The 16,771-nt window shown below is 44.0% G+C and carries 16 protein-coding genes, 1 tRNA gene and 1 riboswitch; of the genes, 8 read left to right on the forward strand and 9 right to left on the reverse strand.

Annotation, left to right across the window (positions count from 1 at the left end):
• Positions 1-8: 8 nt before the first annotated feature.
• The 3 genes from pflA to AR383_RS20055 form a co-directional block, all read right to left on the reverse strand.
• Positions 9-749, reverse strand: a complete 741-nt coding sequence (gene pflA, locus AR383_RS20045; protein WP_055734730.1) for a pyruvate formate lyase 1-activating protein — start codon at positions 747-749, stop codon at positions 9-11.
• A 92-nt stretch (positions 750-841) separates the two neighbouring features.
• A complete protein-coding gene (gene pflB, locus AR383_RS20050; RefSeq protein ID WP_055734731.1) occupies positions 842-3,124 on the reverse strand; it encodes a formate C-acetyltransferase in 2,283 nt (760 codons plus the stop codon).
• Positions 3,125-3,243: 119 nt separating this feature from the next.
• Positions 3,244-4,791 (reverse strand): DUF3360 family protein, encoded by a 1,548-nt coding sequence (locus AR383_RS20055; RefSeq protein ID WP_055734732.1) that lies wholly within the window; start codon positions 4,789-4,791, stop codon positions 3,244-3,246.
• An 842-nt stretch (positions 4,792-5,633) separates the two neighbouring features.
• On the opposite strand from AR383_RS20055, the gene AR383_RS20060 reads away from it, so the two are divergent.
• The 7 genes from AR383_RS20060 to AR383_RS20085 all read left to right on the forward strand — a co-directional run bounded on the left by AR383_RS20060 (position 5,634) and on the right by AR383_RS20085 (position 11,217).
• On the forward strand, positions 5,634-6,407 hold the full coding sequence (locus AR383_RS20060) for an ABC transporter ATP-binding protein (protein ID WP_055734733.1): 774 nt from the start codon (positions 5,634-5,636) through the stop codon (positions 6,405-6,407).
• Between the two features lie 59 nt (positions 6,408-6,466).
• On the forward strand, positions 6,467-7,231 hold the full coding sequence (locus AR383_RS20065) for a transporter substrate-binding domain-containing protein (RefSeq protein WP_055734734.1): 765 nt from the start codon (positions 6,467-6,469) through the stop codon (positions 7,229-7,231).
• A 57-nt stretch (positions 7,232-7,288) separates the two neighbouring features.
• Positions 7,289-7,990, forward strand: coding sequence for an ABC transporter permease (locus tag AR383_RS20070; protein WP_055734735.1), 702 nt, complete (start codon positions 7,289-7,291; stop codon positions 7,988-7,990).
• A gap of 2 nt (positions 7,991-7,992) precedes the next feature.
• Positions 7,993-8,502 (forward strand): ABC transporter permease subunit, encoded by a 510-nt coding sequence (locus AR383_RS20075; RefSeq protein ID WP_232304770.1) that lies wholly within the window; start codon positions 7,993-7,995, stop codon positions 8,500-8,502.
• Entirely contained in the window at positions 8,439-8,711 is a 273-nt protein-coding gene (locus AR383_RS22290) for a hypothetical protein (protein ID WP_232304771.1), read from the forward strand. Before AR383_RS20075 ends, AR383_RS22290 begins: the two co-directional genes overlap by 64 nt.
• A gap of 51 nt (positions 8,712-8,762) precedes the next feature.
• Positions 8,763-9,908: a beta-aspartyl-peptidase gene (iadA, locus tag AR383_RS20080; protein WP_055734736.1), complete on the forward strand. Its 1,146-nt coding sequence runs from the start codon at positions 8,763-8,765 to the stop codon at positions 9,906-9,908.
• Positions 9,909-9,981: 73 nt separating this feature from the next.
• Positions 9,982-11,217 carry a cystathionine gamma-synthase family protein gene (locus tag AR383_RS20085; protein WP_055734737.1) on the forward strand — a complete coding sequence of 412 codons (1,236 nt, stop codon included), beginning with the start codon at positions 9,982-9,984 and terminating at the stop codon, positions 11,215-11,217.
• A gap of 41 nt (positions 11,218-11,258) precedes the next feature.
• On the opposite strand, the gene AR383_RS20090 is transcribed toward AR383_RS20085, so the two are convergent.
• From AR383_RS20090 to AR383_RS20115, 5 genes are all read right to left on the reverse strand, one after another.
• Entirely contained in the window at positions 11,259-11,741 is a 483-nt protein-coding gene (locus AR383_RS20090) for an FKBP-type peptidyl-prolyl cis-trans isomerase (protein WP_055734738.1), read from the reverse strand.
• An 81-nt stretch (positions 11,742-11,822) separates the two neighbouring features.
• A complete protein-coding gene (locus tag AR383_RS20095; protein WP_055734739.1) occupies positions 11,823-12,803 on the reverse strand; it encodes an ion channel in 981 nt (326 codons plus the stop codon).
• 147 nt (positions 12,804-12,950) lie between these two features.
• Positions 12,951-13,586: a tetratricopeptide repeat protein gene (locus AR383_RS20100; RefSeq protein ID WP_055734740.1), complete on the reverse strand. Its 636-nt coding sequence runs from the start codon at positions 13,584-13,586 to the stop codon at positions 12,951-12,953.
• 65 nt (positions 13,587-13,651) lie between these two features.
• A complete protein-coding gene (locus AR383_RS20105; protein WP_055734741.1) occupies positions 13,652-14,599 on the reverse strand; it encodes a response regulator in 948 nt (315 codons plus the stop codon).
• Positions 14,600-14,771: 172 nt separating this feature from the next.
• A riboswitch (cyclic di-GMP riboswitch) is annotated at positions 14,772-14,855 on the forward strand.
• Positions 14,856-15,143: 288 nt separating this feature from the next.
• A tRNA-Tyr gene (locus AR383_RS20115) sits at positions 15,144-15,227 on the reverse strand.
• Positions 15,228-15,390: 163 nt separating this feature from the next.
• Here AR383_RS20115 and AR383_RS20120 point away from each other — a divergent pair.
• The gene (locus AR383_RS20120; protein WP_055734743.1) at positions 15,391-15,918 is read left to right on the forward strand and encodes a VC2046/SO_2500 family protein; all 528 of its coding nucleotides are present in this window, start codon (positions 15,391-15,393) and stop codon (positions 15,916-15,918) included.
• On the opposite strand, the gene purU is transcribed toward AR383_RS20120, so the two are convergent.
• Positions 15,915-16,751 carry a formyltetrahydrofolate deformylase gene (gene purU, locus AR383_RS20125; RefSeq protein ID WP_055734744.1) on the reverse strand — a complete coding sequence of 279 codons (837 nt, stop codon included), beginning with the start codon at positions 16,749-16,751 and terminating at the stop codon, positions 15,915-15,917. The two genes, AR383_RS20120 and purU, sit on opposite strands and share 4 nt — an antisense overlap.
• Positions 16,752-16,771 lie beyond the last annotated feature (20 nt).

Below are 16,771 nucleotides of genomic sequence, written 5' to 3' on the forward strand. Positions count from 1 at the left end.
TTAGTCTCTTAATAAATCACTTTAGAGTGATATTGTTGCAAAATGGCTTTAATTTTTTCCATGGTTTCTTTGCTAGGCGGCTTTACTCCAGCCAGTGGATAGTCTTCTCCAAGAGCTGTCCATTTATGCTTGCCTAATTCGTGATAGGGCAGCAATTCAATTTTTTCCACATTATCGAAAGGCGCTAAAAACTCGCCCAAGTCGTGAGCCGATTGCTCATCGTCGGTAAAGCCCGGTACTATCACGTAACGTAGCCAGGTTTTTTGGCCAATTTTATGTAAATAACGAGCAAAGTCTAAGGTGCGCTTATTACTCACACCCACTAATTCTTGGTGAACATCGTCGTGAATTTGTTTGATATCTAACATCACAAGGTCTGTAACGTCCATCAATTGGTCAATCACTTCAGTATGTTTGCGCACGTACCCATTAGTGTCTAAACAGGTGTGGATCCCTTGTTCTTTACAGGCGCGAAATAAATCCCGAACAAATTCAGCTTGTAAAATGGCCTCGCCACCACTGGCCGTGACTCCGCCGCCACTGGCGTTCATGAAGCGTCTGTATGGCGTAAGGTCATTCATCAAGTCGTTAACGCTGACTTCTTTACCGTCGTGTAAATCCCAAGTATCACGGTTATGGCAGTATTGGCAGCGCATAAGGCAACCCTGCATGAAGACAATAAACCTGATCCCCGGTCCATCAACGGTTCCGCAAGACTCTGTAGAATGAATACGCCCAAGTTTTGACATGTGTTTCTCCAAAAAAAAACCTTGCCTAAATAGTTTAGGCAAGGTCCATTATAACCGCAGACTGCTATTTAGCAGAACTACTTAAGGCGAGATTAAATACTTTGAGTGAAAGTACGAGTAATCACGTCTTGTTGTTGCTCAGCGGTAAGCGAGTTAAAGCGCACTGCGTAGCCAGATACACGAATGGTTAGCTGAGGGTATTTCTCAGGGTTTTCCATTGCATCAACTAACATTTCACGGTTCATCACGTTAACGTTAAGGTGTTGACCGCCTTCTACATCAGCGTTGTGATAGAAGTAACCATCCATCAAGCCTGCTAGGTTCGCTTTTTGGGTATCATCATCTTTACCAAGTGCGTTTGGCACGATAGAGAAGGTGTAAGAGATACCGTCTTGAGCATTAGCAAAAGGTAGTTTAGCAACCGAAGTTAATGACGCTACAGCACCTTTCTCATCACGGCCGTGCATTGGGTTTGCACCAGGAGCGAAAGGAGCACCCGCTTTACGACCATCAGGAGTAGTACCTGTTTTCTTACCGTAAACAACGTTAGAAGTAATGGTAAGTACAGATTGAGTTGGGATGGCGTCACGGTAAGTTTTCAACTTACGGATCTTGTTCATGAAACGCTCAACCAAGTCAACAGCAATGCTGTCTACGCGATCATCATTGTTACCAAATTTAGGGTAGTCGCCGTTAATTTCAAAATCGACTGCGATGCCATCTTCGTCACGAATTGGCTTCACTTCAGCGTATTTAATGGCTGAAAGTGAGTCAGCGGCAACAGATAGACCGGCAATACCACAAGCCATAGTACGAAGAACGTCACGATCGTGAAGCGCCATTAGTGAAGCTTCGTAGCTGTATTTGTCGTGCATGTAGTGGATGCAGTTAAGTGCAGTCACGTATTGCTCGGCTAACCAGTCCATGAAGTGATCTAGGCGATCCATGATGTCGTTGTATTCAAGTACTTCTGAAGTCACTTTTTCAGTTACTGGACCAACTTGAATTTTTAACTTCTCATCCATACCACCGTTCATGGAGTACAACAAGGTTTTCGCTAGGTTGGCGCGAGCACCAAAGAATTGCATTTGTTTACCAACAACCATTGGTGATACACAACAAGCGATAGCGTAGTCATCGTTGTCGAAATCGGTACGCATTAGGTCATCGTTCTCATATTGAATTGATGAGGTATCGATAGACACTTTGGCACAGTATTTCTTGAAGTTAATGGGTAGTTTCTCTGACCAAAGTACAGTGATGTTTGGCTCAGGAGAAGGTCCCATTGTGTATAGTGTGTTCAAGAAGCGGAAAGCGGTACGGCTCACTAGAGTACGACCGTCAACGCCCATACCACCGATAGATTCAGTTGCCCAAATTGGGTCACCAGAGAACAAATCATCGTATTCAGGAGTACGTAGGAAGCGAACCATACGAAGTTTCATTACTAAGTGGTCAACTAGCTCTTGTGCTTCTTGTTCAGTTAAAGTACCCGCTTTTAGATCGCGCTCAATGTACACGTCTAAGAAAGTAGTAGTACGACCAAAAGACATGGCGGCACCATTTTGTGATTTAACCGCAGCTAGGTAGCCGAAGTAAGTCCACTGTACTGCTTCTTTAGCGTTTGCCGCTGGGCGAGAAATATCACAACCGTATTTAGCTGCCATTTCTTTAATTTGAGCTAATGCGCGGTGTTGTTCGCTGATTTCTTCGCGTAAACGAATGGTCGCTTCTAAATCTGCGCCACCAACAAGGTCTTTTTCTAAAGAGCGGTGTTGTTTTACTTTGTCAGCCATCAAGAAATCGATACCGTAAAGTGCTACGCGGCGGTAGTCACCGATAATACGTCCACGGCCGTAAGCATCAGGTAAGCCGGTTAGTACACCAGACTTACGACATTTCATGATAGCGCCAGTGTATACGTCAAAAACACCTTGGTTGTGGGTTTTGCGGTACTCACTGTAGATTTTGCTCACTTGAGGATCAAGTTCGCGGTCATAGGCTTTACAAGAGCCTTCGATCATGCGAATACCGCCGTTAGGGATAATCGCACGTTTTAGCGGAGCTTCTGTTTGTAAACCAACAATTTGTTCTAGATCTTGGTCAATATAACCAGCATCGTGAGCAGTGATGGTTGAAATTACTGAGGTATCGAAGTCTACCGGCGCGTGAGTGCGGTTTTCCTCTTTAATGCCTTCCATAACTTTTTCCCAAAGCTTATCCGTAGCTTCGGTCGCACCCGTTAGAAAGCTCTCATCGCCTTCATAAGGAGTGTAGTTAGTTTGAATAAAGTCACGAACGTTAACTTCATTTTGCCATTCGCCGGCCTGAAAGCCTGTCCAGGCACTAGCAAAAACATCGTTCTTCTCTGCCATTTCTTGTCCCACCTATAAGTTGGTATACAAATGAATATTTTATGGTTCAGACAATAGCACCTAAGGTGCTATCTCCAGCTCATGGAACAAGTATAGTGCTTGTTCCATGAGGTATTACTTTAAAACTGTAACAGTGCTGGAATGCCGTATTTACCTTCCAGCATACCTACTGCCAACATAGCCGCTGCGCAGATAATTAACACAACAGTTGGAATCACAATGCGGTCTAAAGAGCTGAGTTTCTTAGGACGCTCTTTATCACCAATTAAGCCGTTGTTATCTAGTAACATTGTAAGAGCCCAAGCTAATACAGGGTTAGTTACCATCGCGGCAAAAACACAAATACCAGCAGATTGTGAATCTTTAGAGTCTTTAATCATCTGCATGCCTGCCTCTAATAGGGGTAAAGATACACCTACTAATAATGCAATACGCATAACTGGTGGCCAGACCGCAGCATCCATTGGGTAACCAACGATGGCGATTAGCATAACTAAAGAACCTAGTAAGATAGCGCCGCCAGGGATAGGGCGTTTGGCAATGGCTGCTGGGATCATATAAGTACCCCAGCTAGAAGTAATGTTACCGCCGCCTACCGCTGTACCTACCATTTGACGAATTGAACACATGGTCATGGTGTCATCCACGTCCATTAATACTTTTTCGGTTTTTTTCGGGTAGTTTAACTCTTGGAAAATTCGGTGACCTAGGAAATCAGGAGACCACATAGCTACAGCCAAGATGGCAAAGGGTAGTGATGCAATAAAGTGCTGTAGGTTAGGTAAACCTAGTTGCCAACCTTGTTCCGTTGAACCCCACCAGTAAACAGGGTTTAAGTTGGGTAAACCTGGTTGAGTGGTAAAGTTTAAGTCAAAACCTGCGCCTGCTAACATCGCAACCACGAAGCCGGTTACCGCACAAAGGGGAATGGCCAACCAGCGCTTGCCTAGCTTAGCCAACACTGCATAAACGATAACCGTGATGGCGAGTACGATTAGGGCGATGTAGCCTAAGTCGCCAGCGGCGATGCCTTCGGCTTCGTTAGTTAAGCCATTAGACCAAGCGATTAAAGAATCGATTTGGCTCACTGAACCGGTGAAACCTAAGAATACCAGTAGGCCGCCGGCTACCCCTTCACTGGTCAGGTTAACTAAGCGAGAGCCACCTTTAATGGCACTTAAGATTAAACCAAATACACCAATCAAAATCGCAAGAGCTAGTGGGTGAGCACCGGCCATAGCAATCATGAAAATCATTGGAATCATTGGGCCGTGGTTACCGGCGAGGTTGGCTTTAGGGTTGATAAATCCTGAAGCTAAAATACAAAACAAAAAGGCGGGGATAATCATCTCCACACGAGCAACTTCAATCGCGAAGTCGACGCCAAGGCTGAGGTCCCACTTTTCAGAGAGGCCTGCTGCCCAAGCCATCATTACCGCAGAATACATCGCGATAATACCAATGGTACCTGCAACAGCGGGTACTAAGTCTTCTATTTCGAAACGGAAGTCTCGGCCGGGTAAATTTAAACCGAAGCGGCGAGGCTTCATTATTTGTAGTTCATGGTCTAAATAGTCTGAACGAGAGGCAAATTCTGATGCTGGGCGGTGGGCTTCTGAATAGCTTAGCTCTTCTTCGTTTTGAGACTGTTGATTGTTACTAGACATAGTTTCCTCAAAAAACAAAAATTAAAACTAGTTAATCGCAGAGCTTTGCTTATGTGCTAGGCCTGAGATCCTTCTCACTTGCGATAATCGTCTCAATCAGACGAACAACTTAAGGAATAGTGAGTTTATCAACTTGTCATGCCAGGTGCCGTTTAGCCGAAAGTTCGCCCTACAGTATCAAATAAACTTGATAAAAGTACCTAGTTTATCTATTGGTGTGGTGGCGTGTTGTTTAGAACGAACCAAAATGGTAATTACACCATTTTGTCACTAAATCGTTACCTGTCACTTTAGTTAGCAAAATTGTAGCAAAGTATGTTCATTTTCAAGTTTGATCCTAGTCAATAAATGCCAAATATTTGTAATTTTACTACCTTTTTTGCCGAGTTAAGGCCAAATATGCGCATGTATTATTGCGAATCTTGTAATTTACTTACTAAAAAACCAGCTGGCAGACTGAGAGCTAGATCACTTAACTTAGTGAAAATAACTGCTGGATTTTACACGGTATTAACATTGTTAGCGGTTTCGTCCAGATACTGTTTTTAATCAATGAGTCACCTCAATTAACAGTCTACAATTGTGATATTGAAATTAAATTCGCTAGCTTGGCTCTTATGAGCGTATCTATGCAGTAAGCTTGAATATAAAGATGCTGACAAAATGCCTTAATAGGGTGTTTTGTAATCATAAGTGGAGCAATCGCCCCATAAAATGTTGAGTTTTGTCTTTCTCGATGGTACTTTTTCTGGAGTTAGACGTGTAACAAATTCTTTAACATCAAAATGTGCCTCGGGAATTAGGCTAGGTTGCTTTAGCAATCTTTAACAGGGTAGAACAAAATGAACAGTGATGTGGCCGCACTAGAGGCATCTAATATCCATAAAGTCTTTGGTGATAACGAAGTGCTTAAAGGCATCGACCTTACCGCAAATAAGGGCGATGTGATTTCTATTATCGGCTCTTCCGGTTCAGGTAAAAGTACTTTCCTACGTTGTATGAACTTACTCGAGATCCCCACTCAGGGCGATATTTTGCTGCATGGTGAGCAAATTGGCTTTAAACACTTACGAAACGGTGAAAGACAGCCTGCCGATAATCGTCAAGTTGAGCGAATCAGAGCCCGCTTATCAATGGTATTCCAAGGCTTCAATCTTTGGTCGCATATGACCGTATTAGAAAATATTATCGAAGCTCCCGTCCACGTTTTAGGCATTTCTAAAAAGGAAGCGCTTGAGCAGGCTGAAAGTTTGTTAGAGCGCGTGGGTTTGTTTGATCGCAAAGACTACTACCCAGCACATATGTCCGGTGGACAACAACAGCGAGCCGCCATTGCCCGTGCTTTGGCAATGAATCCAGAGGTAATGCTATTTGATGAACCGACTTCTGCACTTGACCCTGAGTTGGTGGGTGAGGTGCTAAAGGTGATGCGTAGCTTAGCCGAAGAAGGTCGAACCATGTTGGTAGTCACCCACGAAATGGCATTCGCGAAAGACGTGTCAAATAAGGTGTTATTTCTTCATCAAGGCATTGTTGAAGAACAAGGTTCGCCGAAGAAGGTGTTCGAAAATCCAGATTCAGAGCGCATGAAACAATTCCTTGCGCCTAAATACTAAAATCCAAAAAGGGAAGACAAGCGTTAACCCGCTTTATGCAAACAACACGGAGTAATAAAATGAAAAAAACACTAGTTGCGATGATGGGTGCTCTAGCATTGGCTAGCACTGCAGTAGACGCCAAAGATTGGGATGTAGTGCGTTTAGCTGTCGATGTGCCTTATGAACCTTTCGAATATAAAGCGCCAGACGGCACCTTAACCGGTTTTGAAATCGATTTGGGGAACGCAGTTTGTGAAGAAATGAAAGTAAAATGTGAGTGGGTTGTGCAAGCTTGGGATGGCATTATCCCTGGTCTACTAGCACGTAAGTACGACGCTATTTTCTCTTCTATGTCGATTAATGAAGAGCGTGCCAAAAAAGTACTATTCTCTGAAGCTTACTACAATACTCCAACTGGTTTCTTTGGCCCTAAAGCCAGCCAAGTTGACCCTGCCAATCCTGATACGCTTAAAGGTTTAGTGGTTGGTGTTCAACGCGGTACCATTCAAGATACTTACGCCACAGAAAACTACAGCAAAGTAGCCGAAATTAAGCGCTACACTACAGGTGATGATCTCATTAATGATTTACGTGGTGGTCGTCTGGACGTAGTGGTTATCGATTACCCAGTGGGTATGAGCACTATTATCGATGTTGAAGGTGGCGATGCATACAAAGTGCTAGGTGATAACGTTCAGTTAGGTGAAGGCGTGGGGGTAGCAGCCCGTAAGCGTGACAAAGACTTAATTGAAATGTTTAACAAGGCCTTGGCTACAGTTAAAAGCAACGGCACTTACGACAAAATCAATGATAAGTACTTTGATTACAGTATTAAAAAGTAAGGCTTGCACTACCATTAACCCGAGCCTAGCTCGGGTTAACTTTTTAAGAGACTCACTATGTTAGATCTGCACGGTTACGGTCCCTCAATATTTGTTGGCGCGATCCTCACTATCGAAGTGGCGTTTTTATCCTTGGCGGTGGCCTTAGCGTTGGGAATGTTGGCGGCTGTCGCGCGTTTATCCAAAAACAAGTTTGCTAATGCAATAGCTGTCGCTTATACCACGGTGATTCGTGGGGTTCCTGATTTAGTATTAATGCTACTGATTTTTTTCGGTGCCCAGATCATGATGAACAATTTATCTGATTGGCTCTACGATACTTTTGAAGTCGATTACTACATTAATATCAATGAGTTTGTGGCAGGGGTTACCACTATCGGTTTCATCTTCGGAGCTTACATGGCGGAAACTTTTCGTGGTGCATTTTTGGCTGTTGATAATGGTCAGATAGAAGCGGGTAGAGCTTATGGCATGAGTTCTATGCAAGTGTTTCGTAGAATTACTGTGCCGCAAATGATGCGCCATGCGATACCGGGTATTGGTAATAATTGGTTGGTATTGGTGAAAACCACGGCTTTAGTCTCGGTAATCGGTTTGGCCGATATGGTTCGTCTAGCCAAAGAAGCGGCGGGGGCTGTGCACGAACCTTTCTTGTTTTTTATTCCGGTTGCCTTTGTTTATTTAGCGCTTACCAGTGTGTCTGAGATAATTCTTAAGCGCCTAGAAATTCGTTTTAGCGCCGGTACGGTAAGGTCTTAATCATGTACGAAACCATCGAGAGCTTACTCGCAAATAACGAAATATTTACCCTAAGCACCTTATTAGGGTATTGGGACGGTCTAGTGATGACCGTTCAATTGGTATTTCTATCGCTGATTATTGGCTTAATGCTGGCGATTCCCTTAGCGATTCTTAGGACTTCAGATAACTGGTTTATTAATCGTGGAGTTTGGCTGTTTACCTATGTATTTAGAGGTACTCCTTTACTGATTCAGCTATACATCATTTATTACGGGGTGACCTATATCGAAGGGATTCAAGACTCCATGTTTTGGCCCATCGTAAAAGACGCTTTTTACCCTTGTTTATTGGCTTTTGTGCTAAATACAGCGGCTTATACTACGGAAATTTTCCGTGGTGCTATCGTGGCCACCCTCGTGGTGAAATTGAAGCGGCAAAAGCCTACGGTATGTCTAATGCCAAAGCGATGCGTAGAATTATTCTTCCTAGTGCTTTGCGCAGAGCTTTGCCTGCTTATAGTAACGAGGTGATTTTCATGCTTCACGCTAGCTCCATTGCCAGCGTAGTAACTATTATTGATTTGACCGGTGCCGCTCGTGATGTTTATGCGCGGTTTTACGCGCCATTTGAAGCCTTCACCTTTGCCGCATTAATCTACTTATCTGTGACCTTTATGTTGGTGTTTGGTTTTAAACAGTGGGAAAAACGCTGGCATCGACATTTACGGCCACTTAGTTAAATTAGTTAAGGGGCTGCGGCCCCTTCTTTTTCATCTTACTAAAGGCAAAATATGCTGACTCTTTTGAAAAATGCTCAGGTGTATGCTCCAGAGTCTTTAGGTTACAACGACCTATTATTGGCCAACGACAAAATTGTCGAGATTGCGCCTAGTATTCGTTTAGACAGCAATCTAGATATTGTGAAGGTTCAAGATATGGCGGGGGCGCTTGTGGCGCCAGGCTTTGTTGATGCTTTAGTTCACTATACCGGGGGAGGAGGCGAAGGCGGCTTTGCCCACCGTACAGCAGAACTTAATTATCAGGATGCTATTGCTAGTGGTGTCACCACCATGGTTGGTGCTTTGGGCACGGATAGTATTACCCGAACACCGGTACAAGTACTCGGTAAGGCGCGAGAGCTGAGTGCACTGGGCTTAACTTGCTACTGCTACACAGGCTCTTATCATTTACCGGTAAAAACCATCACTGGCTCGGTGGAACAAGATATAGTGCTGATTCCGGAAATGATTGGTGTAGGTGAAATTGCGATTTCTGACCACCGTGCCAGTCAGGCTTCATTACAGTCCTTTATAGAGCTCGTCGCCGAAGCAAGAGTGGCGGGGCTATTAGCCGGGAAGAAAGGTATTAGCTTTTTCCATGTAGGCGATGGTAAACGCAAGCTTTCGATGCTACGCGACATAGTCAAACATTCAGATATTCATATTTCTCAGCTCTACGCGACACATTGCAATCGTAATCAGGCTCTTTTTGAAGACGCGCTAGATTTTCTGCAAGAAGGCGGTGCGATAGATTTTACCACCAGTACTATTCCGCAATTTATTGAGGAAGGTGAGGTGAGCTGTGGGCTGGCTCTCAAAACGATTTTAGATAGGGGGTTGGATTGGCAAAGGGTGAGCTTTAGCTCTGATGCTAACGCCAGTTTACCTTTGTTTAATCAAGCAGGTGAGCTATGTGGAATGCAGGCTGGTCAGTTAACGAGTTTGTATCAAGCGGCTTTGGAAGCGGTACAGCATTATCAAATTCCCTTAGCCATGGCTTTGTCGGTTATCTCCAAAAACCCGGCTCAAATATTGGGCTTAAAAAATAAAGGTCAATTAGCTAAGGGCTTTGATGCCGACTTAGTTAGCTTAAATCCGAATACACTGCAAATTGAACAGGTTATTGCTAAGGGAAAAACCATTTGGACGGCCAAGTAAGCCGTCTTGGCTCGTTTTTGGCTTGGGGCTAGGGCATAATGAGTCATCTTTATCTATTTCAGTAAGTGGCTCTATGACGTTTAAAGGATTTACAACCCAGCTGGTACATTGTGATCGCCTCGCTGGTGTGGAAGAAGGCGCGGTTCATGCGCCCATTCATAATTCAGTGCCCTATGCTTATGCTGCTACCCAAGACTTAGTCGACGTTTTTCAAGGTAAACAGTATGGTCATGCCTATGCGCGACAATCAACACCTACCTTAGACTTCCTGCAACGAAAAATTGCGCTGCTTGATGATAGTATTTCTTGTTTAGTTTTTGGCACAGGCATGGCGGCCATTGGTACGGTATTTTTAACCTTGCTAAAGGCTGGCGATCATATTGTGGCTAGCCGTTTCTTATTTGGTAATACCAGCAGTATTTTTGGCACCTTAAAGGGTTATGGCATTGAGGTGACTCTAGTTGATGCGACTAGCAAACAAGCTGTAGCTGAAGCCTGCCAAGCCAATACAAAAATGGTGTTTGTTGAAACCATTGCTAATCCTGCTACTCAAATTGTTGATTTAGTTGGAATTGGCGAGCTTTGTCAGCAGCTTGGCCTGGTTTATGTAGTGGATAATACCCTCACTTCTTCGTATTTATTCCAGCCTAAATCCGTTGGCGCTAGCCTAGTGGTTACTTCTTTGTCTAAGTATTTTGGTGGACATGGCAATGCGCTAGGTGGCTCGGTGAGTGATACTGGATTATTTGATTGGTCACAGTACCCTAATATTTTTGAGTCCTATCGTAGTGGTGACCCCAAGATGTGGGGCATTAATCAGATGAAAAAGAAAGGCTTACGTGATTTTGGTGGCGCTTTAAGCTCGCAAACAGCGCATATGCTGTCGATGGGGGCTGAAACCATGGCACTACGTATGGAGCGCCAATGTGCGAACGCTCAAGCTCTAGCTGAAATGCTCGACGCACACCCTAAAGTGGCGAAGGTGTATTACCCAGGTTTGGCAAGTCACCCGCAACATCAGCGGGCTAAGCAACTGTTCAAACATTTTGGCGCCTTAATTAGCTTTGATTTGGTTGACGGAATTGATTGTGCGGCCTTTTTGGATAAAACCCAATTGGTATTAAATGCCACTCACCTAGGCGATAATCGGACTTTGGCCTTGCCGGTCGCGCAAACCATATACTATGAGATGGGCTTGGCCGGGCGGCAAGCCTCGGGGATCAGTGAAACCATGATCCGTTGCTCTATCGGCATAGAGGACAGTGAGGATTTACTGAGCGACTTCGAGCAAGCTCTAGCCCAGTTTTAAGCTCTGGTAAAAAAGCCTTGGTTTTTTGCCAAGGCTTTTTATTAGGGGTTGTCTATCGACAATAATTCTACGTCGAATATTAATGTTGAACCGGCCGGAATAGATGCCACACTGCGGTCACCGTAAGCTAGTTGGCTAGGTATGAAGAAGCGAAATTTTTCGCCAACATGCATATATTGCAGGCCTTCGGTCCAACCTGCGATGACTTGCCCCAGAGGAAATTGAGCAGGGCGGCCTCGTTCTACCGAGCTGTCAAAGACCAAACCATTTAGCAAGGTTCCGTGGTAATGCACGGTGACGGTGCTAGTTGGAGATGGCGTGTCTCCAGCCCCTTCAACCACGTCTTCTAGAACCATATACTGCAAGCCCGAGTCGGTGGTAATCACGTCTTCTTTTTGGCTGTTTTTATCGAGAAATGCTTGGCCCAGTTGACGATTTTGTTTAATGGCTTTGCCATTGTTATTTGCTCTAAGTAAAAATAGCACCACAAATATGGCCAGTATGGCTAGAACCACAAATTTCAAAGTAAAATCCTTCTGCATGATCAATGAAAGCTAGCTGCACTTTACGAAACTAGCGGCGAAAAAGCACTTCATTTTATGTTATTAACGGGTCATTTTTTTCACAAAGACCACCACAAACAAGGCAATAATAAAGCTACCGCTAAAGGCTTCAATAGCGGCAAATACACGAGAAACCCCTACTGGTGTAAAATCACCATAACCGAGGGTCGTAAAGGTGACCACGCTGTAATAGAGGCACTCAGCAAAGGCTATTAGGTTTTGTTCAAGGCTGTGGTCTAGATTTAGGGCAACGATATTGCCGTTGAAATGAATACCAGTAAAAAAGTAAATCAAGGCGCAGCTTAATATGATCATCATTGAGGTGACGACAACCCGCATGGGTAATTCTCCGTAACCACATACCCAATCAACGAGTTTCGATATTCCTCTTTGGTAGGAGTATTCAGGCATTTGGTAGCGTCGCATCGTTAGTTCTTTGCGTAAAAACTGTCCCGCGGTGGTAAACAGCCCTTCGGCCTCGGTCATTTTTCGCAGGCTTCGGTATATTTCCTCTGCTTGTTGGTAGTAGTCTGTCATGGCTTCAAGATCTTGTTGTTTATTCGCTTCCTCGGCCCATTGCTCTTGTAACAGCTGATTGCCAACGCGAAGACTATCGCATTTACAGTGGTCTAATTTGCAGCCCAATAAGTTGCTTAGGCTTAGGTCGGCATGATTGAGATTGGCATTGCGTAAATCCGCTTTCATTAAGCTGCCGTGGCTTAGCTGTAGGTTAAATAAGTGGGCCCCATTGAGGTTGGCTCGATATAAGTCTGCGCCAGTCATATCATAGCCTTGCTTACTATTGTATTTGACCAAGTTGATACCAGCTAACTGGGCGTTTTGAAGTTGCAGCCCACGTAATAAACCGCCATTTTGAGCATAGCTTTCTAATTGTGCTTTGATGTGCTCGCCACTTTTATCTGCTTCGGGATCGTGCCAAAAACACAAGCCGTGTTCCTGCGCAGCTGCGCTGCAGCATGCACCGGAACTATCTTGGTAACGACAGCTTGCAGATGAAGTCATCGCTGATCTTCCTCATGTAGAGCAACAGGTTGATCTATAGCCACTTTCTATAGTGGTGTAGTGTTTAATTGTATTGTATATGGGAAATTTTGCGAGTGTACTAAGAGTAGCCGCCGGGATTGCTGATACGCTTAAACGGCAAACGAGTTACTTTTTGCTGCCTAATTGCTGAAATTCATTTTTTAAGGTGGAATAGCGCTCTGCATGGTTATCATTGAGTTTTAAACCATCTAGTTGTTTTATGGTTGTTTTACATTCGTTCAGTAGTTGCCCGCTCATCGCTTTGGGATTAAGGCTAAGCTGCTTCAGTATCGCTTGAATTTTATTAAGTATGGCGCCGGTATTGCCCGGTGCGACAAGCAGAGCTTTATCAAAGTAATTAATGGCATCTTGATAGCGGTGTTCCTCATAAGCCTCAATCCCCATTTTGTTGTACTCACGAAATTGCCCCAGTTTTAATTCAAAATCTTCAGCTTTAAGCACTTTTTGGGCCGATTGAAGAGAGACTGGATCAATGCCTTGGCGTTTTTCTAACTCTTCGGCAAAGGGCATTGCGTACTCAAATTCGCCGACAGAATTTAAGGTAAGGAAGGTGTCGGGTAATAGCTCTCCGCTGACTTTGTTCGGGGTGTCTAATAAACCGTCGTGGCTATCAAAAAGCAGCCGTTTGGCCTTGTTTAACTCGCCTTTGGTGGCGTGGACTCGAGCCTGACTAATGCCTTCAAAAGCATCAAAGTTGAAGTCATCATCTTTACCTTCTTCACGTCTGGCGTGAAATAACACTGAATTCACTTCTTGTAATAAGCGGTTTTTTCTATATAAATCATCTTCGCTTTGCGCTTCATCAATCAGGCTGCGAACATAGTTACATAGGTGATGGGGCCACGGTGAATAGAGCGGCGCGCCAGTTGTAAGATGGTAGAAAAGGTTTCTTTGGCTAGGGTGAGATCGCCGGACTCCATGGCTAACTCGGCAAGCAATTGTTGTCGCTCTAAGCTGTTTACCGCTAGTTTAGATGCTTTAAGTACGGTGTCTAGGGCTTTATCTAGTTCACCCTCGGCTCGGTAAGCGCGAGCCAACCAATCGTAGGCGGTAAGTAACAGCGGGCTTTCTGCCACTGAGCGATTTAAGGTTTCAATGGCATTTTTGTTGTCATTTAACAGTAAATACACCCGTCCTAAAGTGGCTTTAGCCCATGTTTGTTTGCGCTCTTTTAATATTTCTTCTAAAGCGTCTTTAGCTGCGCTGTATTCCTCTAGCGCAATTTGCGCTTCCACTCGCAGGTTTCGGCAATAATTACTGTAGCGGCTGTCTTGTTTGATTTGTTCATCGCACAGTTCGATAACTTTGTGATACTTTTTTTCGGCTAAGGCTTGGTATATGCCGCGGAGGCTTTGACGTTTTAGGTTGGCGCGGGCTAAACGGTTGTGCAGTTGAAACTGAGAAAACGGTTTGGTGATAAATTCATCTGGTTCCATTTCTAGCGCACTCAACACCATGCTTTTGTTGTTATCACCACTAATAATGAAAAATAGAGCATCCACATCCAACAGTTTACTAACACGCAGTTCTTCAAGCAGCTGGCCGCCATTTTTACCGGTTCCCAAATTGTAATCGACCAATAAAATATCAAACTTACGTTTACGGCAGGCTTTTACCGCAGCTTCACCGGTATTAGCAAAATATACATCAGTTGCGCCAAAGTTTTGCAGCATGGCTTTTAGCATTACTTGAAAGGCTCGTTGATCATCAACAATGAGTATCTTCTTGTCGCTGTAATTATATTGCGTCGCCATTACTGAGTTTTTTATCCTTTTTACTCGCTTAGGTATAAGCTGCTTGCCGCCAAACAAAGTAGTGTAAGTATAGACAGTTAGCTCAACAATAGTATCGTCTATTAACCCTTGCAAAACTAGCCTTGGTTGATTTAATATTAAGCGGTTGGTAAGGCTTCTGGTCGTATCAACGCTGAGTCAAAGCCAAACTTGGAGTGATCCAAGGTCGGAAAGTTACAGGTCTTAAGAGTTTTCTTAAGATGGCTGGACCGCCTTAGTTGAGTAGTAAATTAAACCCTTTAGGTTTCATTTGCTGCTTAGTAAGTTAGTCTATTTACCGTTTATTACTTTCCGTATTTGGTTGGAACGCCAAGCTGATATTTAGCTTGGCGTATTTGTTTCTGCCGCCGCAATTTTTTTCTTTTCTTGTTTATTCTTGTTCTGCGCTTCCATTGCTGCCTAAGTCGTGCGGTTTTGTTTATCTTGTTAATTGCAGACCAAGTGGTACTAAACCGAATTTTAGGCATAAAAAAAGACATCTTAAAGATGTCTTTTTTTATCAATATGGTGGAGGGAGGTGGATTCGAACCACCGAAGCTTTCGCGACAGATTTACAATCTGTTCCCTTTGGCCACTCGGGAACCCCTCCTGCTTGTGGGGCGGAATATTACCAGAACTTAGGGGGCTGTAAAGTAAAAATCGCAACATTTTCTGTTGAGACGAACTGTTTGCTTATTATCTGTTCGCTTGCGCTGGAATAGCTAAAGTTTTGTTCAATAAAACCGATATAGAAGAGGTAATCGGAGGACGAAATGTTAGTTGATAAAATTAGAAACAATAGCTTATGTGACGAGCTGCAGTTGGGCGATACGCTCAACCAAAGTGCTGCGCATGGCCAACGTGCTCGTTTTCAACTACTACTGAGTATGCTGAGTCAAAACGTTTGTGATCAAGCGCAATTCTCTATGATTAAGCAGGCTCCAACGCAAATTGAACAGGACTTGCGTAGCCGTTTTCAACTTCCTGTTAGTCGCCCATTAAAGGCGCAAGCCGATGAATATGCTGTTCAAGCTAGATGGAGTGAATCACTTCAAGCCGGCGATGTGGCGAAGATAAGATTAGAACAGGCCTTGGGGGGCTATGCCGCTTGTGCCGAAGAGAAGGTTGATGGACTGGCCGAAGAAGTGATTAACAATCTAGATTTATTAACTCGTCTAAAGCACCAACTCAGCCAACCGGAACAAAGTGATATTAATACTGAAGTTAGTGGAGTAGAAATGTATAAAATACTAAGTGACTTTGATTACTCTAAGCCACTTAGCGTACGGTACTTTAATTAACGGAACACCACTGTGCGGTTGCCGTAAACAAATACTTTTTCATCGAGTACTTGCTGCAAAGCTTTACTCAATACCGCTTTTTCAACGTCTCGACCTGCTTTGGCCATTTCTTCTGCGCTGTAGGTATGATCTACATGAATCACATGCTGCTCAACAATTGGACCTTCATCTAAATCGTTGTTCACAAAGTGGGCGGTAGCGCCGATGATTTTCACCCCACGATCGTAGGCCTGTTGGTAGGGTTTTGCCCCAATAAATGCCGGTAAGAACGAGTGGTGAATATTGAGGATTTTATTGCTAAAAGCTTCAACAAAAGCAGGGGTAAGAATACGCATGTACTTAGCCAATACCACGTAATCAGGTTGGTATTGCTGTACTACTTCAATCACCTGTTGCTCATGTTCTTCTCGGCTGAGGTCCACGTGAGTAATGTGATGGAAGGGAATATCAAACCTCTCAGTGAGCTGACGTAAGCTGTCATAGTTACCCACCACGGCAGCAATTTCTACGTCCATATCACCATACACGGCTTTCATGAGTAAATCGCCCAAGCAGTGAGCTTCTTTGGTGACCATAATCACGATGCGTTTGCGCCCGGCGCTTTCTAAGCGACGGATACTGCCTGTAGGCAAGGCGTTGTCTAAATCGGCCAACAGTGTTTGGTCGTTAAAGTAACCTTCAAGTTCGGTGCGCATAAAAAAGCGATTTGCTTGATGATCTACGAACTCATTATTTTTAATAATGTTAAGTTGGTGTTTGGCACAGATGTTAGTGATGGTTGAAATCAAACCTTTCGCATCTGGGCATTCGGTTAATAGAATTTTTCTTTGCATGATCTTTTCGATTTTTCTAC

The organism is Agarivorans gilvus, assembly GCF_001420915.1.
In the GTDB taxonomy this organism is placed as follows: Bacteria; Pseudomonadota; Gammaproteobacteria; order Enterobacterales; family Celerinatantimonadaceae; genus Agarivorans; species Agarivorans gilvus.

Excerpts from the sequence above, each read along its gene's own strand:
- AR383_RS20105 (WP_055734741.1), bottom strand. The coding sequence starts at position 14,599 with ATGGCGACGCAATATAATTACAGCGACAAGAAGATACTCATTGTTGAT.
- AR383_RS20120 (WP_055734743.1), top strand. The coding sequence starts at position 15,391 with ATGTTAGTTGATAAAATTAGAAACAATAGCTTATGTGACGAGCTGCAG.
- AR383_RS20060 (WP_055734733.1), top strand. The coding sequence starts at position 5,634 with ATGAACAGTGATGTGGCCGCACTAGAGGCATCTAATATCCATAAAGTC.
- iadA (WP_055734736.1), top strand. The coding sequence starts at position 8,763 with ATGCTGACTCTTTTGAAAAATGCTCAGGTGTATGCTCCAGAGTCTTTA.
- AR383_RS22290 (WP_232304771.1), top strand. The coding sequence starts at position 8,439 with ATGCGTAGAATTATTCTTCCTAGTGCTTTGCGCAGAGCTTTGCCTGCT.
- AR383_RS20055 (WP_055734732.1), bottom strand. The coding sequence starts at position 4,791 with ATGTCTAGTAACAATCAACAGTCTCAAAACGAAGAAGAGCTAAGCTAT.
- pflB (WP_055734731.1), bottom strand. The coding sequence starts at position 3,124 with ATGGCAGAGAAGAACGATGTTTTTGCTAGTGCCTGGACAGGCTTTCAG.
- AR383_RS20095 (WP_055734739.1), bottom strand. The coding sequence starts at position 12,803 with ATGACTTCATCTGCAAGCTGTCGTTACCAAGATAGTTCCGGTGCATGC.
- purU (WP_055734744.1), bottom strand. The coding sequence starts at position 16,751 with ATGCAAAGAAAAATTCTATTAACCGAATGCCCAGATGCGAAAGGTTTG.
- AR383_RS20085 (WP_055734737.1), top strand. The coding sequence starts at position 9,982 with ATGACGTTTAAAGGATTTACAACCCAGCTGGTACATTGTGATCGCCTC.
- AR383_RS20070 (WP_055734735.1), top strand. The coding sequence starts at position 7,289 with ATGTTAGATCTGCACGGTTACGGTCCCTCAATATTTGTTGGCGCGATC.
- pflA (WP_055734730.1), bottom strand. The coding sequence starts at position 749 with ATGTCAAAACTTGGGCGTATTCATTCTACAGAGTCTTGCGGAACCGTT.
- AR383_RS20075 (WP_232304770.1), top strand. The coding sequence starts at position 7,993 with ATGTACGAAACCATCGAGAGCTTACTCGCAAATAACGAAATATTTACC.
- AR383_RS20065 (WP_055734734.1), top strand. The coding sequence starts at position 6,467 with ATGAAAAAAACACTAGTTGCGATGATGGGTGCTCTAGCATTGGCTAGC.